Origin of the sequence: Paenibacillus sp. CR_12, from assembly GCF_041953985.1 — a bacterium.
GTDB lineage: Bacteria > Bacillota > Bacilli > Paenibacillales > Paenibacillaceae > Paenibacillus_AQ > Paenibacillus_AQ lautus_A.
This window is the reverse complement of the sequence record NZ_JAVFHO010000003.1, coordinates 146,960-165,542: the sequence shown is the minus strand read 5'-3', so window position 1 is coordinate 165,542 and position 18,583 is coordinate 146,960. Positions and strand designations below refer to the sequence as shown.

Genomic DNA, 18,583 nt, shown 5'->3' with positions numbered 1-18,583 from the left:
AGAAGAAGACGGATTTATATTGACAATAACGGTTAGAGGTGCTGACTAGATGAAGGATATGCCCAAATCCATATTCCTGCTTCTGCTGGTCGTGCCGCTGCTGCTGATTATATCGATTTTATCACCGGGACAATCGGATGCTGAGCGTGCTCATACCGTGATACCTGATTGGCAGTTTATGTGGGATAACGAACAACAGGAGGTTGTTTCGCCGGCCGGCATTCGGAATTCAAGCGGTTGGCTGACAGGGACACCAGAGAACAAAGAACCCCCAAAGTCAGATGGGGTATCTTCAGCATGGAATCGTTTTACCCTGCCCGACCTTCCTTGGAAACAATCGGCCATTATGATTGACCGGATCAAGGGGCAGGATGTTCTGGCTTTCTTGAACGACGAACCGGTGTATGAAGCCAAGCGGGACTATATGTATACGAATCATTCGCTGCTGCTTCCTTTTCATCCGGATGATGCCGGCAAAACCGTTTATATATGGACAAACGGTTCTAGCGATATGACGTTAGGCATCGATAGCGAGATCATGCTCGGCGAGTATGATGATCTGCGTAGAGGTTTTATCAAGAAGGATTTGGAGGATTTTATATTAGGCAGCTCCTTTTTGTTTATCGCGGTGGTCATGTTCTTCTGCTGCTTGTTCCTTCCGAAGCATACGGTATCCAGCTGGCTGTCCCTGAGCGTGATCATTCTGGCAAGCGGAGCCTTGCTAATTACGTACTCGCCGTTCCTGTACACCTTTTATGGCGAACTCGGCAGCGTATGGGTCTCGGTATTTGATATTTCGCTTTTCACCGTTTTGCCGGCGCTGTATTTCTATTTCGAGAAAATCTACGGACCCGGTCCCTACCGGATCATTCGCTACGGCCGAAGAATTCAGATGGCCTACTCCGGGATCTGCCTGGTTTTCCTTGCGGTACATGTTCTGAGCCATCATTCGTTTTATGATATGTACTATTTCTTCTCCGTGAAGATTCTCGGCATCCTGATTATCCTGCAGATGGTGCTGCTGATCGGTACCACGATTCTGTACGCTGCCAAGCGCAACAAGGACGCTTATATTTTTACCGCAGGCTTCGGCACGATGGCGATAGCGACGCTCGGAGATATGCTGGCCTTCTATTACCATGACGGGCATTATGAGCTCTTTCTGTGGAAATGGGGCGTTATCGGCCTGATCGTCTCCCTGATCATATTGCTGGGGCGTAAATTCGCCCGAAGCCATGAGCAAGTGCTGCAATATTCCCGGGAGCTGGAGATGTTTAATCACGAACTTCAGCGATCGGAGAAAATGGAGATCATCAGCGAGCTCGCCGCTTCGGTTGCGCACGAGGTTCGAAATCCGCTGCAAGTGACGCGCGGCTTCATGCAGCTTCTGGCCGAGAACTCCAAGCAGACGGAAAAGGAGTATTTTGGCTTGGCGCTGAAAGAACTGGACCGGGCTTCCGGGATCATCACGGATTTCCTCACGTTTGCCAAGCCTGAATTGGAGCATGAGACCAGGCTGAACGTGTATGAGGAGCTGAAGCATGTGAAAGGCATTCTGCTGCCGCTTGCGAATCTGAGCGGGGGCACGATCGAACTGGATGACGCCAAGGAATTATACATCACCGGTAATTCATCCAAACTGAAGCAAGCGATGATTAATATCGTCAAGAACAGCATCGAGGCACTGGATGGAGAAGGCATTATTCGCATCTGGGCCTATGCCGAATCAGGTGAAGTCGTGATTCACATCCAAGATGACGGCATTGGAATAGAGGCTGGAGATCTGGAGAGGCTTGGCGAGGCGTATTTCTCGAATAAGTCGAAAGGGACGGGGCTTGGCCTGATGGTCACCTTCCGGATCATCGAAGCGATGCGAGGAACCATTCATTTTATCAGTGAAAAAGGAAGCGGCACCGAGGCGATCATTCGCTTTCCGTCCGTTCCTGATTCAGTGGAGGTTTAGATTTCCAATCGAGAGAGATGCCGCGCTGCATCTCTCTTTGTTATATCAATAATAGAAAATTTTATCATTTTTCCGAAAATTAGAAGGTGGAAGGTTTTGTCGCAGCGAATAACACAGTAAGAGAATCACCCATTATAATGTTTGAGGTGCGTCCATGAGGTCTGGATGGAGAATCGCTGTGTTCCTGATCATCGTTATAGCTTTTAGCCAGGGGTTACCTGGGCTTGTCTTTGCCACCGAAGAAACGGCAGCTCGGGCAGCGATTAAGGAGTGGAGAATCCTTTGGTCCGAAACCCGAGGGGTACCGGACAGCGTACCGGCCCACAGGGATGACTGGCTGGTAACTTCGACCGGAGCTTCGACGCCTTCCAAGCCGCATGCCAAGGCATCCGCATGGATTCAAATGAAGATTCCCGAAATATCATCGGCATCCCCCGGCATTTTGATTGACAAGCTGCACGGACAGCAGGTTGCGGTATATGCGGACCATGAGAAGATTTACGAATCAACTCGTACGTACAATTATGAGCTGAACTACATTTTGCTTCCCCTTCATCAGGACTTACTCGGGAAGGATCTGTACATCTGGCTGGAAACCGCGCGAGATCATGTGACGATGGAAGGGAAAATACTGGTCGGCAATTATCATGATCTGTTGAACCAATTCGTGAAGTCGAATCTGGTGGATATCATCCTCGGGAGCGCCTTTGTTTTTATTGCATTGGTGATGCTGATCTGCGCCGTGTTTCTGAACAGAAAATATTTGCTTACCGTCCTGTCCTTATCGTTTATTATTTTATCCGTTGGCATACTGGTATTTACATACTCCCCGTTTCTTTATACGATTTTTGATGAATATGGAAATTTATATACTCAGTTATATGACATCTCATTATTTATTTTACTTCCTTCGTTCAGTCTCTTTTTTGAAAAAATCTTCGGCCCCGGCTGGAGGGGCGTGCTGCGCAAACTTCGGAAGTTCCAGGTGTTCTATTCGCTGTTCTGCGGCCTGTTCCTGATCTTCAATCAATGGGCCTTTAATCAATGGTTCGACCTGTATTATTTTTTCTCCGTTCAGGTCCTGGGTTTTGTCATGATTGTTCAATTCGTACTGCTGGTCGGAAGCTCGATGTACTATGCCGTTAAGGGAAATAAGGACGCCATTATTTTCAACGCCGGCTTTGCGGTGTTTGCCATTGTGGGTTTGGGCGAGCTGCTGCAGTTTTTCCTGACCCGGGGCAGCTACAATCTGTTCCTCTGGAAATGGGGCATCGTCAGCTTCATCATTGCGCTCATCGTTATTCTCGGACGGCATTTTGCCAAAAATCACGAACAGATGCTTCAATACTCCAAAGAGCTTGAGATGTTCAACAATGAGCTGCAGCGTTCGGAGAAGATGGAGATCATCAGTGAGCTTGCGGCATCGGTCGCGCATGAGGTTCGCAACCCGCTGCAAGTGACGCGGGGATTCCTGCAGCTCCTCACCGGAAAAGCCCAGTCCACCGAACGGGAGTATCTGGATCTGGCCTTGGTCGAGCTGGACCGTGCCTCGGGCATCATTACGGATTTCTTAACCTTTGCCAAGCCGGAATTCGGGAAAGACACGGTGCTGCGGATATCCGAGGAGTTCAAGCATATCGAAGGCATACTCGGCCCGCTGGCTCATCTGCAAGGAGGCAGAATTACCGTCGATATTCCGGAGGATATTACGATTCGGGGCAATTCCTCGAAATTCAAGCAGGCCTTCATTAACATCGTGAAGAACAGCATTGAGGCGCTGGGCGACGAAGGGCTGGTTCATATCCGCTGCTATCGCCAGCAAGGCCAGGTGTTTATTCATGTGGTGGATAATGGAGAGGGGATGGGGCCGGATGTGCTGGCACGTCTGGGAGAGCCCTATTTCTCTAACAAAACGAAGGGTACGGGCCTTGGCCTGATGGTGACCTTCCGAATTATCGAGGCCATGGATGGGGACATTTATTTTACGAGTAAACAAGGAGTGGGGACCGATGCCGTCATTACGCTTCCCGCAGCTTGCGAATGATTCGCTAAGCTGCGGCAGCGATGGCGGTTACCGTCCCCACTCTTTTTACCTATTCATCTATTTATGAAATGTCCAGGCTGTTATGTAGTCTTTACCAGATGGCTCTTTCCTTGGCTTCCGATTTGATCACGCTAGTCGGATTCGGAGGGATGACCAGATACAGCTCGCCCGGATTCTCTTCAAGCGTTCGAATCTCGATGTGGTCGGGAATCCGTACACCAAGAACTTCCTTGATTGCGGACTTTGGATCGCTCAGCAGTCTTGCCTTAAAGCTAGGATCCTCCCAGGCTTTTTGAATCAATTGTGTTTGAAAGATGGCTTCTGTCGTCATAAGAATCACCCTTTCAAATAAATTGGTTATTTTTTACTCTTAAAGAATACCATGGAACAAATATAAAATCTATTATTTTTTGTTTAGAATAGACAAATGGTAATTTAACCCGCCAAAAGACAAGGTTTTTTTACTGTTTTCGATATGATTCGCTTCGTTCTGAAGTTCATCCACCATGGTTTGATGGAAGGAAATCAGGTGCGGAGCCTCGATATCAACCGATAAGAGATGGGCATGGGTGGCAGCGGCAATCTCTGCATAAGGCTTCAGCATGTTGTTGATAAAGATGGCTTCCTGTACTTCGGATATCGTTAGAACAGCGTCCTGCGGTTGCCCCCGTTCCGATTTAATGAGGGAGAGCAGGCAGTTGTAGCTGCCATCTGCAAGATCCTGCTTCCAATCGGTCCAATCGTCCATCATCTGCAAGGTAAGCAGCACATGATTCATCACATCGTTCGTTCGTGGAATAAGGTCTGCTTGATCCGATAGAAGCAGTGCGGCGGTGCTTCCCAGCTTTACGGGAGCCGCCTTTTTGGCAACCATGGCCCTGTCGTGCTTGAAGTAATCCTCCCGGGTTTCATGGATGACGCCTTCCGACCATTCGTGCGTATAGTGTTTGAGATAAGACCAGAATTCTGAATTTGCTGGGAAGTAGGGTTGATAGGATGTGAGAAATTCGTAATACAGCAGGTTGGCAAGCGCGAGATGGTGTTTCGGATCGATAGAGGACTGGCCGTCATGAGGCGAGTCCATGATGTCGTCTTGAATGAAGTAGTATAACATGCCGATAATGTTGGCCGTGGAGAGATCACGGTATATCTCGGCAGGGAGTGCGGTCCGTTCTTTCATCCAGAAGGGAAGCAGATAGCAGATGTAATTTTTGGAACTGTCCTGCTCAAAGACGTCAAACTTTCTGAGGTATGAAAGACCGATTTGGTTCAGGGGAGCAGGGAATTCGGACAGCCTTGCTTCGCAGGCCGAGAAAGCGGCGGCAAGATCGTCCTCGAAAGGCTTGAACCAGTTCATGGAATCACCAACCTATTCAATTTTTAAGGTACAAGTGCTTACTTGCTATATTAACATGAATGCTTATGGAGTTAAATATTACCAGTCCCATTCCATGGCGATATGTGGAAGTTTCGGCTCTGCGACGGGGTTCTTTACAAGCGGTTATTCGGTTTCCTTGTTTGATTATGGCGGCTGGCGTTTAATTTAGGGATGTACAGCGATAACCGAAAATGACCAAATAGGAGGAATTCATATGACTCAGAAAATTGTAGGAGCTTTTCGGACGGAGCAGGAAGCAACCCGAGCCATTGAGGAACTAAAGCAGCAAGGATTCAGAGCCGATGAAATCTCTGTCATTGCCAAGGATCGCGGCGAATCTTCCCATATTCAGGACGAGACCGGGACCAAAGCGCCCGAGGGATTGGCCTCCGGAGCGGCTACCGGCGGCGTGCTGGGCGGCGTCACCGGATTGCTCGCAGGTCTTGGCGCATTGGCCATTCCGGGCATCGGTCCGATCATTGCCGCTGGACCGATCGCGGCAACGCTGACGGGCGCCGCCGTGGGTGCCGGTGCAGGCGGGTTGGTAGGAGGCCTGATCGGCCTTGGCATTCCGGAAGATCAAGCGGAGGAATATGGGGGCTACGTCGATGAAGGGCATATTCTGGTCATGGTGGATGCCGATGAGTCGAACGGTGGCCAGGTATATGATATATTCCGCAGCAACAGCGCGCTCAATGAACATCATTACCGTGAAGAAGGTACCTACAGCGGTACAGGAGCACCGGTAGATTCGCGTTCTGAAGCGGCTGCTGCCACCGAGGATGCCGTGCCGGACCCTAACCTGTATCAAGGCTATGGCGATGGCAATGGCGGCGCCGTGAGTCCTAACATTGTTAGCCCGGATCGTGAAGAAACCACGAAGAGACGATAAGGGTTATTCTCATATGCATCATGAACGATGAACAAACCGCCCGGATTCTTCCGGGCGGTTTGTTTGCGGCGACAATCCGGCTTCACGGGGCTTGCTTGAAGTCGTGTTTAACGCTTGTTGCGCTGCATTCTCGCACCCCTCGGCCCGTACCCGGGACCGCCGGGGCCGTGCCCATGTCCAGGACCGCCTGGTCCACCGGGGCCGTGTCCAGGTCCGCCCGGATGCCACGGTCCTGGGCCATGTCCCGGATGCCAAGGACCGTGCCCGTGCCCATGCCCATGTCCGGGAAATCCGGGATATCCCGGGTAATACGGAGGAAACGGATAGACCGGCGGATAAAACGGTGGATAGTATGGATAAGGATAGTAAGGGTATCCAGGGATGAGACCCGGGATACCGAGGCTTGTTTGGGATTGAAGCCCTCTTTTCGGTTGATGACTCAAGGCCTTGCACCTCTTTCTATCAGATCGGTTATCACATCCTATGTGGAAGCGGAGAGGAAGGGCACTTATCCTGGGAAAAATAGGCGGACGGCTGCAGTATCGACGCTGGTTCTGTTTGGGATGAACAGGTTCCAGGTTACTCAATCTCAAGCGAAAGTAAAAAAGGCGCATATGACCTCTCCTGCTTAGGGAAGGGATCAGATGCACCTTTCGTTCTTCCATTATATATATTGAAGTCCGGTTGTGTAAGGGAGAGGGACAGGATCGAAGGTTACGCTCCCGTTAGCCCGATACGGGGATTCCGGATCGAACAGGATGGAAAGCAAACCTTCGTCATCCAGCTCCAACGTTTCATGGCTCAGGGTAAGACGGTACGGACCATGTTCGCCGTCCGCCTGGATCAACCCTTCCGGAAGCAGGGGAGCCAGCTGACGAAGCAGCTGCGGGCCGCTTACCAAATAAATGGTTCCCTCGTTGCGAATATACTCAGGCAGGTTACCGGCAGATTGGATTAAAGCGGCAAGCTCCTTATCCTGCCAAGGCAGCGGAACCGTAAGCTCCGAAAGGCTGAAGGACGCGACGGCATCGGCTATAATCAGTGCGGCTGCTTCAGGGCTTCCTCCCCACTCGACGAGGGTAGACTCCCTGGAAGGCGTCATCGTGTCTCCGGGTACGGCGATGATGGCAAAAGCGGTCAGCGCCCCGTCTTCTTCGGCGACAAGCACCTGCTGCTTAAGGCGGATCACGTTGGAGTATGCGCTTGCATCCAGCAGCTTGTTAAGCTCCGAAGCCGTCGTAACATATCCAGCCTCCCGCTGTTCCATCAGTCTTTGGATCTGGAACAAATCGTGCGGCTGCATGGCCCGGATATTCACTTTTTTTCCCGTTGCAGCACGCAGCGGCTCCACGACGGCCGGAGATAGACGGAACCGGAGCGCCCGGCCGAATAAACGGCTGCCTGCCCGGGTATACAGGGATCTGCCGCCGGAAATAAGGATAAGGGATGCACCGGAAGCCTCTCCATGCCGCATGCACTGTTCCAGGAGATTGCCTGCAAGTCGCTGTCCCCGGTAATCCGGGTCCGTGCAGACGGAGCCGATGGAGAAAATATTTAATCGGGCACCGCGAGTCTGGATGGTGAACGGCACGAATCCCATGAAAGACACCAGTTTGTCCTGATCCCAGGCACCGTAGGAATGGCAGATACCCGGCGAGAATATCGGAGGGAAGGATACCCCCATTGAAGGCTGCTCCGGCTGCTTAAGAAAAATACGGTCGGACAGCTCGACGGCTTGTTGCAATTGATCGCTTTTCATCATAGAAATTTTCACTCGATTGACGCCTCCCCTATGTATGTCGCTTGTTATTACCAGTATAAAGTCATTGGGCGGGGAATTTCCAGTAAACGTTTTCTAAGGTTATTCGGAATTGTCCGGTTGGCGGTGTTAGCCAGCCCTGCAGCGAAGCGTTTTACGGTTTAGGCGTATGCGAAAAGGCGGTGTTTTTCGGGTAATAATAAATGAACGAATCTGACGCCGGAGGGATGAGCTTGCCAAGTTTTGTCGATTCCATGATTTTGCTGTGCGGCGCCTTGCTTCTGACAGGCGTATTGACCACCAAGTTCTCTTCCCGTTTCGGCATGCCCGCTCTGGTGCTGTTTATCGCGATCGGGATGATTCTCAGCCGGTTCATTTATTACGATAATGCGGAGCTCACGCAGCTGGTCGGCATATTCGCACTGATCGTCATTTTATTTCAGGGCGGGATGCAGACCGATTTCAAAGAAATCAAGCCGGTTCTGGGTCCGGCCATTTCGCTTGCCACGATAGGCGTCCTGCTGACAACCGTTGTAATCGGACTATGCGCCTCTTTCGTGCTTGATATTTCTTTGAAAGAAGGGCTGTTAATCGGCGCTATCGTCGGCTCGACGGATGCGGCAGCCGTATTCTCGGTTCTTGGCGGAACGAATCTGAAGAAAAGGCTTCGAATGACGCTCGAGGCCGAATCCGGAAGCAATGACCCGATGGCGGTGTTTCTAACCGTGTCCTTAATCGAATGGATAGAACATCCGGGCTTAAATTTGTTCGGGCTTATTTTTTCCTTTGTCATGGAAATGGGATTGGGACTGGTTGTCGGCATTCTTGTCGGCATGCTGGCTGTGTATGTGATCAATCGGATCAACTTCGATTCTTCGGGGCTATACCCCGTGACCGCTTTAGGATTTGCCGTGCTTACGTATGCAGCCGCCGCATGGCTTGGAGCCAGCGGTTTGCTTGCCGTATACGTTATGGCCTTGCTGCTCGGCAATACCGAGCTGACGTACCGTAAGACGATTCAAGCATTCAACCAAGGTTTTGCGTGGATGATGCAGATCGTGATGTTTGTGCTGCTCGGGCTTCTTGTCTTCCCGAACGAGCTGTCGAAGGTCGTATGGCAAGGACTCCTGTTGTCCTTGATTCTCATCTTCATCGCCAGGCCGATCGGCGTGTTCAGCAGTCTGCTGTTCGCCAAATTTGCCGTCCGCGAGAAAATTTTGATTTCATGGGCCGGCCTCCGCGGGGCCGTACCGATCGTATTGGCTACATATCCCGTACTGGCGGGAATCAGGCAGGGGGAATTGTTTTTTAATGTCGTGTTCTTTGTTGTTTTGACTTCAGCGGTGATCCAGGGCACCACCATCTCCCCCCTCACGCAAAGGCTTGCGCTGGTGGAGAAGGATAAAGCAAAGGCCCCGTCCTTATTGGAGCTGATGGCACTAGGAAAAACGGATTCCGAGATCAACCACGTGCTGGTGGATGGGGATATGCCCATCGTCGGCAAGGAGATTCAGCAGCTGAATCTGCCGGACGATATTCTCTTTACGGCCATCATTCGGGAGAAGCGCATCATCACGCCGAGAGGAAACACCGTCATTGAGGCAGGGGACACGTTGTACGTGATGAATCCGAAGCAAAAACGGAAGGAAATGAAATCGATTCTGGGGTTATCCTAGGGATTTCGCAGCTGAAGCTATATGATCCCCATCACAGCAGACGGTCTTAAAAATAATTTAGGATAGGTATAAATCGGAGGTAATTTCTTCATCCTATCTTCATCCGAGAAGTTTCGATTTCCTTTGCAAAAGAGACAAGAATCTGTTATGATTAATTCAAGGATTTAGAATAAGTCTAAATACAATATCAAAGGAGACGATATAGATGAGTAACCTAACCCAACAAGCACAAGGAAATACAACCGATGAACTTCAACAAATTCTGAATACGCAGGTAGCCAACTGGAGTGTGCTTGGCGTGAAGCTGCACCATTATCATTGGTATGTGAAAGGTCCTCAGTTCTACGTGCTGCACGAGAAATTCGAGGAGCTGTACAACACGGCCGCTGGTTATGTGGATGAGCTGGCAGAGCGAATGCTGGCCATCGGCGGCAAACCGGCCGCCAGCATGGCTCAATATTTGAAGCTGACGACGCTGCAGGAGGTTTCGAATGAAAACACGGCCGAGCAGATGGTCGGACAGTTGGTTGCGGATTTCGAGAAAGTGGCCGGAGAGCTCAAGTCCGGTATCGAGGCAGCAAACCAAGAGGGCGACGATGCGACAGCCGATCTGTTGACCGGCATGGCGAGCGCTGTGCAGAAGCATTCGTGGATGCTGAACGCATTTTTGGGCAAATAAAGTTCATATCCGTTGCTGCCGTTTCATGACGGCTAACATAAGCAAAGGGAGATCGACCTGATAAGGGTCGTTCTCTTTTTTTGTTCGCCTTGCGAATGCTGTTGCAAGATTCAATTTGAAATTTATTGCGCCTTTCTTCAATTTTGTGCGTATAACCTTCATAGATCGTTTTAATTCGGATAGAGGAGTAGTGAGGATGGCAGAGATGGAATCACGACAACAGCTGGAGTCGCAGCTTCAAGAGATTTTGAAATGGGAGAAGGAGCAGAAGGACGTCATGTTCTGGGAGAAGCTCGGAAGAATTCCCTTTATGCTGCTGGATCGCCTCACGCCCAAGGCTGTTCAAGAGAAAATCGGAAGCGCCTTGAACGAGGTAGGCGGATTTATTCAAAGCGGCGGGAAGCATCTGGTTCGCGAGAAGTCGGTCATGAACGTACTGGCTCAGACCGCTGGATTGGAAGGTTCAGCCGCGGTGAACGACCCTTCCGCGAAATCCGGCGAGGCGGGCGCTGGGAACGGAGAGGAGCAGGCGGTGGCTTCCGGACTTACGCTGGCAGCAGCCGCGAAATTGCCGCTCCAGGTCATGGATGCGGCAGCGGATACGCTGACGGTAAAGCGGGTCAAATTCGCGGCGGCCCAAGGGGCGGCAACGGGAATCGGAGGCGTATTTACGATAGCGGCCGATCTGCCCATGGTGCTCGGTCAATCGCTCAAGGTGCTTCAGGAGATGGCCCTTTGTTACGGGTATGATCCGAACGATCCCCGGGAGCGGGTGTTTATCGTGAAATGCCTGCAGTTTGCATCCGCCGACATCGTCGGAAAGAAAGCGGTGCTTGAGGAGCTTGCCAGTTTTGACGACGTCCAGGCGACGGAGCAGGTCTTCTCGCAGCTGCAGGGCTGGCGTGAAGTCGTCCAGTCGTATACCGATAACTTCGGGATGAAAAAACTGTTTCAGCTGATTCCGATCGCCGGGATCGTATTCGGTTCGATCAGCAACAAAGGCACCATAAGCGATGTGGCCGAAGCCGGGAAAATGCTGTACAAGAAGCGGCGTGTTCATTACCGTCTTCGGAATATGGAATATCCGCTGTAATCAAGGCTGATATACGGATCGACACGACAAAAAGGGATGCCCGCCATACGCGGACATCCCTTTACTTAATCAACATCGGAAAATATCATGACGCAACCCATAAAGGTGGTTTCTTACCGATTATCCACCTTTTCGGGGTACAGGTCATGGTTCATCAGACGATTCGCGGCGATCTCCTCGTATTTGGTGCCCGGGCGACCGTAATTGCAGTACGGATCGATGGAAATGCCGCCGCGCGGGGTGAATTTGCCCCATACCTCGATATATCTCGGATCCATCAGCTTGATCAGGTCATTCATGATGATATTGACGCAGTCCTCATGAAAGTCCCCGTGATTGCGGAAGCTGAACAGGTACAGCTTCAAGGACTTGCTCTCCACCATCTTGATATCCGGAATGTAACTGATGTAGATGGTCGCAAAGTCCGGCTGGCCTGTGATCGGGCATAAGCTTGTAAATTCGGGACAGTTGAACTTGACGAAATAGTCGCGGTAGGGATGCTTGTTGTCAAAGCTCTCCAGAATGCCGGGATCATACTCGAAGGTGTATTTCGTGCCTTGGTTGCCGAGAAGGGTAACGTCTTCCATTTCTTCTTTTTGTCTTCCAGCCATATATGATAACTCCTTCATTTATATGAATTCAAACTCAATCCAATCATCGGTAAATTCTTGATGCCGTGCTATACGCCGCGTTTATTCCCCCAGACGAGCGTATGCAATTGCGGCAAGACGCGCACATCGTTTAACCGGTCTGATTGCATGACCGCATCAACAAGCGACTCGTACCGGTCCAGCAGATGGGAGACAAGCGAAGTCGTATCGCCTGTGCCTACATCGGGATTGCCGGTCTGCAAGTAAAATGGCACGTTCGGGTATCGTTCATGTACCGTTTCCGCGTAGGTCAAGTCCTTATCGTCAAAGACCACAACCTTCAAGCTGAAGGTTCTGCCGGGCGGACGGGCGGATAAACGCGAGACGATATCGTCGAGCTTGCCCCAGTCCGTATCCATGCCCGAGCTTGGCGGCTTAGGGGAGATGGTGACTTCATCGATATGATTCAACCAGTCCTGCCAGCGTGAGCCCTGGGTCTCCACGGCAACGGTAATTCCGTGCCGATGCAGCTCATCCACAAGCGCTCCAAGCTGGGAAAGAAGAGCGGGATTGCCGCCGGACAGGGTGACGTGATCGAAGCGTTCTCCGCCCAGACGGTACAGTTCTTGCCAGATCTCATCGGCGCTCAACAGCGAGATGGAGTCCTTTGCGGAACCGTCCCATGTGAATGCGGAGTCGCACCAGGAACAGCGATAGTCGCAGCCCGCCGTCCGAACGAACATCGTCTTGCGGCCAACGACCATGCCTTCGCCTTGAACGGTAGGACCGAAAATTTCCATCACGGGAATCGGACGGTCCACCGTCATGGCAGGGGAGGAGCCCCCGTTTGAATCCGTAACAGGCGTTTCATGCACATTATTCATGGATCATCCACTCCCGTCTGACCTCGGCATAGCTGGTCGGCGTCTCGAACAGGCGAACGAATTCCGTTCGCATGCCTTGTTCCTCGTAGGATTCTCTGCTGCGGAGGGCCTCCTCCATTTTCTCAAACAACCAGACCACCATGTTCTCTGCTGTCGTATTCATCGGCGGCAAGGTCTCGTTCAGGTAACGGTGATCCAGGTAAGGTTCGATACTCGTTTTCCAGCAATCCTTGATGTCTCCAAAATCCACGGTAATGCCGACCTCGTTTGGAGTTCCGCTGATACCAAAAACCACTTTATACGTGTGGCCATGCAGGTTTTTGCATTTTCCCTCATAGCAATGCAGGTGGTGCGCAGCATCGAAGGTAAACTCTTTGGAAACAAGCACCCGCTTCCGATGGTAACGCAGGCTTCCGGCATCGATGTCTTCGCCAAGCTTCTGCAGATGCTCTACAATGCGGAAAGCCCCGGGCTCGCGGCTCATACTAGGCGCCCCCTCTCGGAGATGCTGCTGCGGCGCTGCATATACTTGTCGAGCCCCGCTTTTCTCAGCTTGCAAGCAGGACATTCCCCGCAGCCGTCTCCCTTGATGCCGTTATAACAGGTTAACGTATGGTCGCGAACATATTCGAGCGCATTCATCTGGTCGGCAAGCTCCCAGGTTTCGGATTTGTCGAGCCACATGAGCGGAGTATGAATGACGAATGGGTAATCCATGGCCAGGTTCAGCGTAACGTTGAGCGATTTGATGAAGCTGTCCCGACAATCGGGATAACCGCTGAAATCCGTCTCGCATACGCCCGTGATCAGATGCTTCGCTCCGACGCCCTTGGCCAGCACGGCGGCAAAGCTGAGGAACAGCAGGTTTCGGCCATCCACAAACGTCGTAGGCAAGCCGTCGCCTTCGGCGATCTCGATATCGCTGCGCGTTAATGCATTCGGTGCCAGCTGATTAAGCAGGCTCATATCAAGCACTGTCTGCTTCACGCCTTGCTCCTTGGCAATCTGTGCCGCGCATTCTATTTCAAGCTTATGGCGTTGGCCATAATCGAATGTTACGGTTTCCACCTCGGCGAAGCGTTCCTTCGCCCAGAACAGGCAGGTGGTGCTGTCTTGCCCCCCGCTGAAAACAACGACTGCTTTTTCATTTTTAAGCATAAAAAAACCTCTCATCCTTCATAATTTAAGAGCAGCCCCAGAGGGCCGATCCCGTAGAAGAAAGAGAAGTTCATTGAACTGAATCCGTAAAAAAACAAGCCTTATTCTTAGGGTGTAACACCGAATAAGACACGATAGTTTTTTATAGAGGGAGTTCACGAACCTCTCCCACGCACCGATGCAGGCGCATGGATTGTCTTCTGTTGTCCTTGTGACCGCATGGAGAGCCGTGACCGGCATGCAGTCCGATTACGCCCTCCATTATAACACGGCCGGATTATTTGATAAACACTCCGCCGAAGGGAATTGCTTCCCGGAGGAATCGCTTGATGATGCCTTCGTCGTTTAATTCGTTCACGAGCCGCTGATTCTGGCGTCCCGCTTGAAACAGCACATAACCGTCGCCGGTGAGCTTCCAGTGATAGTTCATGTGCTGGCTGGCCAGATGATTGCCGTATACGGTCAGATCCAGCTTAGCGGCTTCGGGGTAGGCAATGATGCTTCCGGCGTCCACATACAGCGGCTCGGTAGGATGCAGCTTGACTTTGCATACCGGGCCTTGGGTCAGAATGCCGATGCTGCCATTCCCGGAAAACTTCATCTTAATGGCATCTCGCGTGACCAGCATGTTTTTGATTTTCAGTATTCTTGTCTGCATCGTAACAAACCGGGTGTAAAAGAAAACATGACGAAAATCATAGAGCATGTCCTGTTCGCCTTCCAGCTGAATTTCATGCATGTTGAAGCCCGGGGGAAGCGCAGCCGTAAACTGGCTGGGTCCCGTAATGTCGGCACGGATCAGCTTTTTTTTGCGGTAGATGCCCTTCACGTTCATGAGTCGATCGCTGCGCCCGGAGGAGGGTCCCCGATAGGCAACGATCTGCTCGGGATGAAGGACATGCGCCGTGTCCCCCTCCGTCAAGGAGAACGTAACCGCTTGACCTGCTCCGCTGCCGGCCGCATCTTCCATTCGGATAATCATCGCCGCGCCTCCTTTTGCCTGGTTGAATGGGATGGATCTGGATAAGAGCTTGTCCTATCTCGAACGGTTCGTTCGGCGCATGCCGAATCGCAGGACGCGAATGATGACAAAGTATCCGGCAGCCAACGCCACGGCGGTGATCGCTACCGTTTTTAAACGTTCCGCCCCGCGCTTTCGTGCGGCTTCAGCCTCCTGTAACTGGCTTACCATTTGGGTTAATTGCTGGTTCTGCTCTGCAAGATTGGAGTTCTGCTCCGCCAGGGTCAGATTTTGCTGCTGCAGCCGTTCGGAAGCGATCTTGGCTTTATCAAGCTCTTGCAGGGCTTGGTTATAGTTGCTCTTAAGCTGGTTTATTTCATCGGGGAGTCCCGTGAACTGCTGGATATTATCGTACATATTATTGAAATAATTGGCGCTGGCGGTCCGTCCTCCGGCCGGCAGCGCGATTCCTGCCACCAGCAGAATAAAAGAAAGTTGGATGAGCCTGGATTTTGACGGCTTAAACATGCGGGGTCACCACCATTCGATTATTTATAGTAAATACGAATCAGATTTCGACAGGTTTCTATTAATATACATTACCCACATTCGCATGGGAAGTGAATCCATTCGCAGCTAAGTTGTTTAACTTGCCGATGCGGCGGGTAATGTATTCAAGCAAGCGCATAGAGGCCATCCCATACGAAATGAACATAAAATGAACTAGCAGATAAAAGGAGATTGCGATTATGATGAAAGATAACAACGTGAAGAAAATTATGATAACGGTGAATGGAAAGCCCGTAGGCAACGGCTTATTAATCGATAAAGTCACTTACGCGCCCATTCAACGCACCGAAAGATTTATGGGAGATACGAAGTCCGCTTCGGCAGCGGTAATAGGTTAGTAGATCCCGTATATTCAATTAAGCAGCCTTTAAAACCCGGAGAACGCTCCGGGCTTTTTTGCGTTGGCTGGCGTTAATCTATCGAAGTCGTTTTCATTCTGCTACGGGAGGGGAGTATCCTAAACAAACAGAAAATATCGTCTGAATATGACGTTTTATGGCAGAAGCAGTTACAAAATAATACAGTTATCCTTTATACTAGGTTGTATCTTGAATCAGTATACATAATCCATAACAGGAGAAAAGGAGTTTTGAAGAAAATGGGCTTTTGCATTCATTGCGGTAAAGAATTAACGGATGGCGTCGCACATCAATGCGCTAACGACATCTCGGCGAAATACACCGCGGCAGCGGCGGAGCCGGAACATGGGCGTCAAGATTCCGCATCGGCCGGAGGCTCGCATGCCAAAACTTCCTCGGCCGTTCAAGTCGATGGTCAGGTACTGCTGAATCTATTGAAAAATCCGATGAGCGCCCTGAATATGCGGGGGGATCAAACAGGCATGATCTATGGCCTGATCGGGATGGCCTCCAGCATCCTCGGCTTTTGGTTGTTCGGCCTTGGAGTCAAGCGGATGTTCTATTCCGGACTGGGCATGATGTCCGCCTTGTTAAGCGATTTCGGCATGGGGAGCCGTTTTCTTTTGCTGGGATTGTTCTCAACCGTCATCCTGCTGGGTTCGTTCTGGCTTGCCGGGAACATGATGACCAAACAAAAGCTCGACATGAAGGATTACATCGCCAAAATGGGCTCGTTCCAGCTGCCGTTCGGTGCGGTGCTTATCGTTAGTGGACTGCTCAGCTTCTTGTTGGTAAAGCCGGCTTTCTTCCTTCTTGTCTTTGCTCTAATGACCGGATTGGCAGCAAACAGCGCCGCCGCAATCGAGTTGTACCGGATCGGCTCAACCCAGCTGGTCAAATTCATTGGGATCGCTTTAGGGATATATGTTGTGCTGCTTGCCGTCGTCAACACCATTTTATTGTAAAGGAAGGGCATTCTGAGGTTAGCCGCAGATTTCCTTGTACGCGAACTGCCGTAAAGCATATCCACGAAAGACCGCAGCTCAAAGGGCTGTGGTCTTTTTTTGTCGAAATTGGAATGGAAACATATGTTCCGTGACAGTAAGATGTCCCTCTCTATTGGTACATTATTAGAAGAAGAGGAAAGAGGTGGATGTATTGCAGTCAGGCTTGTATTCGGATTATACATGGAGCCACAGCCATGTGTTCGCTGGCGGCACTAGTCAAGTCTTTCTGCTGATCGAGTGGAGGGCTGGTGTCCAGAAGCAGAAAACGCAGTCCAATGGCCTTCGTCGGCGCATAGCCGAAGAAGTCCAGCTGCACCTTCAATTAGGAGAAGGCGTTCAAGTGGAACAGATGTATGGCTGCCAAGGAGAGATTCTGAATGATCGCAACATCTCGTTGTCTTTAGGCTCTTTGTCGGAAGGGAGAACCAAGCAATTGGTTCTGGAGCTGAGTGTCGGTGCTCGTCAATCGGGGGTGTATCCGATCGTTACTGCTTTATGGACCTATATGGATGTTCTAAAGCAGAAGGTGGTTTTGCAGCCGTCCCGAACGATACCGCTTCAATTCAGCAATCATACGACATTGAGATACCGAAAAGCAGATTACCGGGTAGAGAAAGTACTGAAATTATACCAGAATGCTTTCATCCTGGAGCAGGCAAGAGAAGAGCTGGAACAGGGGAATTTGACTCAAGGTGAAGATCTGATTCGTAGACAGGCAGATGAGATGCTTTTATACGCAACCCGATTTCGAGATCCGGAATATTTAAAGGAGGCCGAAGTCCTTTATAAACTTAGTGTTCTATATAAGAATACATATCAGCAGTTTTATTCTGAAAATGCGAACTGGAAAAGGGACTTTAGACTTAAGTCATAACCAGGAAACAAGAATCCCTATATAAAAAAGGAAAAATGATATCAGGGTCGAATGTACTATTTAGCAGTCAACAAAAATATGTCTAATTTACTAGAAAGATAGGGAGAATGCCATATGACAGACCGACTGATCCGACTAATGAGAATCATTACCCTTGTACAAGCAAGACCAGGAATACTTGCTCGGGAGCTTGCCGAACGCTGTGGAACCAGTGAAAGAACCATTTATCGGGATATGGATGCCCTCAGTGCCATGCATATCCCCATCACTCACCAAGGCCGCGGCCGCGGCTATACCTTCATTGGACATTTTGCAATGTACCCCCTTGGTTTAACGGAAGAGGAGGTACAGGCACTATTTAAACTGCTGAATGTAATGGACAAAATCAAGCCGATCCTGCCGGATGAATTTGAAAGCGCTTATGAAAAGGTGTTGGCTGCTGTATATAAGCAAAGCGCGGAGAAGGCTGAGATTCAAGCCGGGGACCGGGAAGAATCCACTACCGGTTTATAACACTTTCACTACATGTAACAATTAAACCTCGAACGAATGGACACAAATTCATGTGACTATCGTCGAGGTTTTGTCATGTTTAGGGTGCAACTGCGGTCGTGAATAGAGATGATGAATCAACTAGTCAACTAGAATCAGGTTAGGAATATTATACCAAAATAGAGGATTATATGATAAAATGAC

20 protein-coding genes are annotated in these 18,583 nt (G+C 50.5%); 11 read left to right on the top strand and 9 right to left on the bottom strand.

Annotated features, from left to right (window positions below; all coding sequences use genetic code 11):
• Positions 1 to 49 precede the first annotated feature (49 nt).
• Positions 50 to 1,963 (top strand): ATP-binding protein, encoded by a 1,914-nt coding sequence (locus tag RB297_RS13110; RefSeq protein WP_375120656.1) that lies wholly within the window; start codon positions 50 to 52, stop codon positions 1,961 to 1,963.
• A 154-nt stretch (positions 1,964 to 2,117) separates the two neighbouring features.
• On the top strand, positions 2,118 to 4,007 hold the full coding sequence (locus RB297_RS13105; RefSeq protein ID WP_176502482.1) for a sensor histidine kinase: 1,890 nt from the start codon (positions 2,118 to 2,120) through the stop codon (positions 4,005 to 4,007).
• Between the two features lie 91 nt (positions 4,008 to 4,098).
• Here the strand turns inward: RB297_RS13105 and RB297_RS13100 are convergent, their stop codons facing one another.
• A complete protein-coding gene (locus tag RB297_RS13100) occupies positions 4,099 to 4,338 on the bottom strand; it encodes an NHLP leader peptide family RiPP precursor (protein ID WP_015733918.1) in 240 nt (79 codons plus the stop codon).
• 72 nt (positions 4,339 to 4,410) lie between these two features.
• Positions 4,411 to 5,364, bottom strand: a complete 954-nt coding sequence (locus RB297_RS13095; RefSeq protein ID WP_015733919.1) for a hypothetical protein — start codon at positions 5,362 to 5,364, stop codon at positions 4,411 to 4,413.
• A gap of 235 nt (positions 5,365 to 5,599) precedes the next feature.
• Between RB297_RS13095 and RB297_RS13090 the strand changes: the two genes are divergently transcribed.
• Both RB297_RS13090 and RB297_RS13085 read left to right on the top strand, forming a co-directional pair.
• Positions 5,600 to 6,277, top strand: coding sequence for a general stress protein (locus RB297_RS13090; protein ID WP_009591703.1), 678 nt, complete (start codon positions 5,600 to 5,602; stop codon positions 6,275 to 6,277).
• 103 nt (positions 6,278 to 6,380) lie between these two features.
• Positions 6,381 to 6,662 carry a hypothetical protein gene (locus RB297_RS13085; RefSeq protein WP_375120655.1) on the top strand — a complete coding sequence of 94 codons (282 nt, stop codon included), beginning with the start codon at positions 6,381 to 6,383 and terminating at the stop codon, positions 6,660 to 6,662.
• 279 nt (positions 6,663 to 6,941) lie between these two features.
• On the opposite strand, the gene RB297_RS13080 is transcribed toward RB297_RS13085, so the two are convergent.
• Positions 6,942 to 8,051 (bottom strand): GNAT family N-acetyltransferase, encoded by a 1,110-nt coding sequence (locus tag RB297_RS13080; RefSeq protein ID WP_375120654.1) that lies wholly within the window; start codon positions 8,049 to 8,051, stop codon positions 6,942 to 6,944.
• Between the two features lie 212 nt (positions 8,052 to 8,263).
• Here RB297_RS13080 and RB297_RS13075 point away from each other — a divergent pair, with 212 nt between their 5' ends.
• The 3 genes from RB297_RS13075 (at position 8,264) to RB297_RS13065 (ending at position 11,484) form a co-directional block, all read left to right on the top strand.
• A complete protein-coding gene (locus tag RB297_RS13075; protein ID WP_176502489.1) occupies positions 8,264 to 9,712 on the top strand; it encodes a potassium/proton antiporter in 1,449 nt (482 codons plus the stop codon).
• A 205-nt stretch (positions 9,713 to 9,917) separates the two neighbouring features.
• Positions 9,918 to 10,391 carry a Dps family protein gene (locus tag RB297_RS13070; RefSeq protein WP_036662521.1) on the top strand — a complete coding sequence of 158 codons (474 nt, stop codon included), beginning with the start codon at positions 9,918 to 9,920 and terminating at the stop codon, positions 10,389 to 10,391.
• Positions 10,392 to 10,587: 196 nt separating this feature from the next.
• Positions 10,588 to 11,484, top strand: a complete 897-nt coding sequence (locus RB297_RS13065) for an EcsC family protein (RefSeq protein WP_375120653.1) — start codon at positions 10,588 to 10,590, stop codon at positions 11,482 to 11,484.
• Positions 11,485 to 11,597: 113 nt separating this feature from the next.
• Here RB297_RS13065 and queF read toward each other — a convergent pair whose 3' ends face one another.
• The 6 genes from queF to RB297_RS13035 form a co-directional block, all read right to left on the bottom strand.
• The gene (gene queF / locus RB297_RS13060) at positions 11,598 to 12,095 is read right to left on the bottom strand and encodes a preQ(1) synthase (RefSeq protein WP_009591586.1); all 498 of its coding nucleotides are present in this window, start codon (positions 12,093 to 12,095) and stop codon (positions 11,598 to 11,600) included.
• Between the two features lie 68 nt (positions 12,096 to 12,163).
• Positions 12,164 to 12,958, bottom strand: coding sequence for a 7-carboxy-7-deazaguanine synthase QueE (queE, locus tag RB297_RS13055; protein WP_375120652.1), 795 nt, complete (start codon positions 12,956 to 12,958; stop codon positions 12,164 to 12,166).
• Positions 12,951 to 13,442 (bottom strand): 6-carboxytetrahydropterin synthase QueD, encoded by a 492-nt coding sequence (queD, locus tag RB297_RS13050; RefSeq protein ID WP_036662528.1) that lies wholly within the window; start codon positions 13,440 to 13,442, stop codon positions 12,951 to 12,953. Before queD ends, queE begins: the two co-directional genes overlap by 8 nt.
• Positions 13,439 to 14,116: a 7-cyano-7-deazaguanine synthase QueC gene (gene queC, locus RB297_RS13045; RefSeq protein ID WP_096775319.1), complete on the bottom strand. Its 678-nt coding sequence runs from the start codon at positions 14,114 to 14,116 to the stop codon at positions 13,439 to 13,441. Before queC ends, queD begins: the two co-directional genes overlap by 4 nt.
• 277 nt (positions 14,117 to 14,393) lie before the next feature.
• Positions 14,394 to 15,098, bottom strand: coding sequence for an AIM24 family protein (locus tag RB297_RS13040; protein ID WP_036662531.1), 705 nt, complete (start codon positions 15,096 to 15,098; stop codon positions 14,394 to 14,396).
• Positions 15,099 to 15,152: 54 nt separating this feature from the next.
• Positions 15,153 to 15,605, bottom strand: coding sequence for a cell division protein ZapB (locus RB297_RS13035; protein ID WP_015733928.1), 453 nt, complete (start codon positions 15,603 to 15,605; stop codon positions 15,153 to 15,155).
• A gap of 221 nt (positions 15,606 to 15,826) precedes the next feature.
• Between RB297_RS13035 and RB297_RS13030 the strand changes: the two genes are divergently transcribed.
• The 4 genes from RB297_RS13030 to RB297_RS13015 all read left to right on the top strand — a co-directional run bounded on the left by RB297_RS13030 (position 15,827) and on the right by RB297_RS13015 (position 18,400).
• Positions 15,827 to 15,985: a hypothetical protein gene (locus RB297_RS13030; RefSeq protein ID WP_009591751.1), complete on the top strand. Its 159-nt coding sequence runs from the start codon at positions 15,827 to 15,829 to the stop codon at positions 15,983 to 15,985.
• 260 nt (positions 15,986 to 16,245) lie between these two features.
• A complete protein-coding gene (locus RB297_RS13025; RefSeq protein WP_375120914.1) occupies positions 16,246 to 16,971 on the top strand; it encodes a hypothetical protein in 726 nt (241 codons plus the stop codon).
• A gap of 184 nt (positions 16,972 to 17,155) precedes the next feature.
• On the top strand, positions 17,156 to 17,887 hold the full coding sequence (locus tag RB297_RS13020; RefSeq protein ID WP_213580516.1) for a hypothetical protein: 732 nt from the start codon (positions 17,156 to 17,158) through the stop codon (positions 17,885 to 17,887).
• Between the two features lie 114 nt (positions 17,888 to 18,001).
• The gene (locus RB297_RS13015; protein ID WP_015733931.1) at positions 18,002 to 18,400 is read left to right on the top strand and encodes a helix-turn-helix transcriptional regulator; all 399 of its coding nucleotides are present in this window, start codon (positions 18,002 to 18,004) and stop codon (positions 18,398 to 18,400) included.
• Positions 18,401 to 18,583 lie beyond the last annotated feature (183 nt).

Bases quoted from the DNA above. Each gene is read 5' to 3' on its own strand.
- RB297_RS13015 (WP_015733931.1), top strand. From the start codon at position 18,002: ATGACAGACCGACTGATCCGACTAATGAGAATCATTACCCTTGTACAA.
- RB297_RS13030 (WP_009591751.1), top strand. From the start codon at position 15,827: ATGATGAAAGATAACAACGTGAAGAAAATTATGATAACGGTGAATGGA.
- RB297_RS13025 (WP_375120914.1), top strand. From the start codon at position 16,246: ATGGGCTTTTGCATTCATTGCGGTAAAGAATTAACGGATGGCGTCGCA.
- RB297_RS13100 (WP_015733918.1), bottom strand. From the start codon at position 4,338: ATGACGACAGAAGCCATCTTTCAAACACAATTGATTCAAAAAGCCTGG.
- RB297_RS13105 (WP_176502482.1), top strand. From the start codon at position 2,118: ATGAGGTCTGGATGGAGAATCGCTGTGTTCCTGATCATCGTTATAGCT.
- RB297_RS13095 (WP_015733919.1), bottom strand. From the start codon at position 5,364: ATGAACTGGTTCAAGCCTTTCGAGGACGATCTTGCCGCCGCTTTCTCG.
- RB297_RS13090 (WP_009591703.1), top strand. From the start codon at position 5,600: ATGACTCAGAAAATTGTAGGAGCTTTTCGGACGGAGCAGGAAGCAACC.
- RB297_RS13040 (WP_036662531.1), bottom strand. From the start codon at position 15,098: ATGATTATCCGAATGGAAGATGCGGCCGGCAGCGGAGCAGGTCAAGCG.
- RB297_RS13065 (WP_375120653.1), top strand. From the start codon at position 10,588: ATGGCAGAGATGGAATCACGACAACAGCTGGAGTCGCAGCTTCAAGAG.
- RB297_RS13075 (WP_176502489.1), top strand. From the start codon at position 8,264: ATGAGCTTGCCAAGTTTTGTCGATTCCATGATTTTGCTGTGCGGCGCC.
- queE (WP_375120652.1), bottom strand. From the start codon at position 12,958: ATGAATAATGTGCATGAAACGCCTGTTACGGATTCAAACGGGGGCTCC.
- queD (WP_036662528.1), bottom strand. From the start codon at position 13,442: ATGAGCCGCGAGCCCGGGGCTTTCCGCATTGTAGAGCATCTGCAGAAG.
- RB297_RS13035 (WP_015733928.1), bottom strand. From the start codon at position 15,605: ATGTTTAAGCCGTCAAAATCCAGGCTCATCCAACTTTCTTTTATTCTG.
- queC (WP_096775319.1), bottom strand. From the start codon at position 14,116: ATGCTTAAAAATGAAAAAGCAGTCGTTGTTTTCAGCGGGGGGCAAGAC.
- queF (WP_009591586.1), bottom strand. From the start codon at position 12,095: ATGGCTGGAAGACAAAAAGAAGAAATGGAAGACGTTACCCTTCTCGGC.
- RB297_RS13110 (WP_375120656.1), top strand. From the start codon at position 50: ATGAAGGATATGCCCAAATCCATATTCCTGCTTCTGCTGGTCGTGCCG.
- RB297_RS13070 (WP_036662521.1), top strand. From the start codon at position 9,918: ATGAGTAACCTAACCCAACAAGCACAAGGAAATACAACCGATGAACTT.